At 75.0% G+C, this 2,041-nt stretch carries 2 protein-coding genes; both read right to left on the reverse strand.

The window, feature by feature from the left end:
- Positions 1-149 precede the first annotated feature (149 nt).
- On the reverse strand, positions 150-1,031 hold the full coding sequence (locus DQW85_RS23905) for an SDR family NAD(P)-dependent oxidoreductase (protein WP_113702299.1): 882 nt from the start codon (positions 1,029-1,031) through the stop codon (positions 150-152).
- Positions 1,028-2,041 (reverse strand): CaiB/BaiF CoA transferase family protein (locus tag DQW85_RS23910; protein WP_162795310.1); only part of this gene is annotated, 1,014 nt, incomplete at its 5' end. The genes DQW85_RS23910 and DQW85_RS23905, both read right to left, overlap by 4 nt.

Consider the following 2,041-nt stretch of genomic DNA (forward strand, 5'->3'; position numbering starts at 1 on the left):
CGCGGCGGCGGCCTGGGCGCGGCGGGCCTGTGCGGCGGCGGCGGCCAGGGGGACGCGCTCATCATCCGCGTACCGTCCCCGGACGAGACCTGACCCCTCCCGGGCACAGCCGCCGCCCCGGGTGCCCGGCTCGGGTGAGACATCTGGGATCACGTGGAGAGGCCCTGGACGCCCAACAGGGACGCGGTCCTTTCGTAGACGGCGCGGGCCAGGGCCGGGTCCTGGGCGAGCCGGGAAGGCGTGGCCGGTCGGGCCTTGGTGAAGAAGCCTCCACTCGGGCGCGGGGCCGGGGAGGCGGTGGCGAGGTGGAGCACGGTCCGCACGCCCTCGTCCGGCGTGATGGAGAACGGCCTGAACAAGGGGGCGGTCAGCCGCATCAGCCCCCCGGCGCTGCTGTTGATGCCGGTGTCCTTCACCATGCCCGGGTCGGCGCTGTAGACGTGCATGCCGTCGGGCAGGCGACGGGCGAGCTCCCTGGTCGCCAGGAGGCTGAGCAGCTTGCTGGTCGAGTAGACGTGGATCTGGGAGTAGAAGCGGTCGCGCCATGAGGTGCCCGAGACGTCCGGATCGCTCGCGTCGAGCCTGCCGCGCTTCTCCACGAAGCTGGAGAGGTTGACGATCCGGGCGCCGGCGGTGAGCGCGCCCTCCGCCAGGAGGGCGTGCGTCAGCAGGAACGGCGCGTGGTGGTTGACGGCGTAGGTGCGCTCCACGCCGTCCGCGGTCTGCCCGTAGCGGGGGAACGCCGCTCCCGCGTTGTTGACGAGGACGTCGATGCCGACGGCGTCGGCCGCCAGCTTGGCGGCCAGGTCACGGACCTGTGACCACTCCGACAGGTCGGCCACGTGCTGCCTCGGCGGGGTGGCGCCGCTCCCCTCGGGGGCCAGAGCGCGCAGGCCGTCCGCGGCGGCGGCGGTGCGGGCCGCGTCCCGGCCGACGAGGATCACCTCCGCGCCCGCCCGGACCAGGTGGCGTGCCGTCACCAGGCCCAGGCCACCCGCGCCTCCGGTGATGACCACGGTCTTGGGGCTCATGGATGGTCCTCGTCTCGGTCGTGGCGGGTGAACGCGGTGACGTCGCCCGGTGGGGTGGCGCGCAGGGCGGCGATCTCGTCCGCGTCCAGGCCCCAGCGGGCCAGGGTGCGGGCGGCGTCGCGTCCGCCGGCGTCCATCGCCGCGGGCCGGTCGGGGACGCTGCGGCTGAAACGCGGCGCCGGCGCGGGCTGGACGAGCCCGTCGATCTCGACGAAGGCGTTCCTGGCCCGGTTGTGCGGGTGCTCGTGCGCCTCCCAGGGGGACAGCACGGGCGTCACGCACGCGTCGGAGTCGGCGAAGACCCGCGCCCACTCGTCGCGCGTGCGGCCCCTGAAGACTTCGGCGAACAGCTTCTTCGTGCCCGGCCACCCGGTGGGGTCGAGCTGGGGCCCCACCGTGTCCGGGTCGATGCCCAGCCGTTCGAGCAGCAGCGCGTAGAACCGCGGCTCCACGGCGCCCACCGCGACATGACCGCCGTCGGCGGTCTCGTAGGTGTCATAGAAGGGAGCGCCGCCGTCGAGGAGGTTGGTCCCGCGCGGCCCGTCCCACATCCCGGCCCGGCGCATGCCGTGCAGGAACGACATGAGCGTGGACGCCCCGTCGACCATGGCCGCGTCCACGACCTGCCCCCGGTCCGAGCGCTCCCGCTCGTAGAGCGCGGCGACGACCCCGAGGGCCAGGAACGCTCCGCCGCCGGCGAAGTCGCCGAGGAGGTTGAGCGGCGCGTGCGGGCGCTCGCCGGCGCGGCCGATGGGGTCCAGCGCGCCGGCCAGGGCGATGTAGTTGATGTCGTGCCCGGCGCGCCGCGCGAGCGGCCCCTCCTGACCCCAGCCGGTCATCCGGCCGTAGACGAGCCGCGGGTTCTCCGCCATCAGGTCGTCGGGGCCGATGCCGAGCCGTTCGGCCACCCCGGGCCGGAACCCCTCCACGAGCACGTCCGCGTCGCGGGCCAGCCGGCGGACGGCCCGCGCGCCGTCCGGGGTCTTCAGGTCGAGCGCGACGCTCCGCCG

This window comes from Nonomuraea lactucae (genome assembly GCF_003313395.1).
In the GTDB taxonomy this organism is placed as follows: domain Bacteria; phylum Actinomycetota; class Actinomycetes; order Streptosporangiales; family Streptosporangiaceae; genus Nonomuraea; species Nonomuraea lactucae.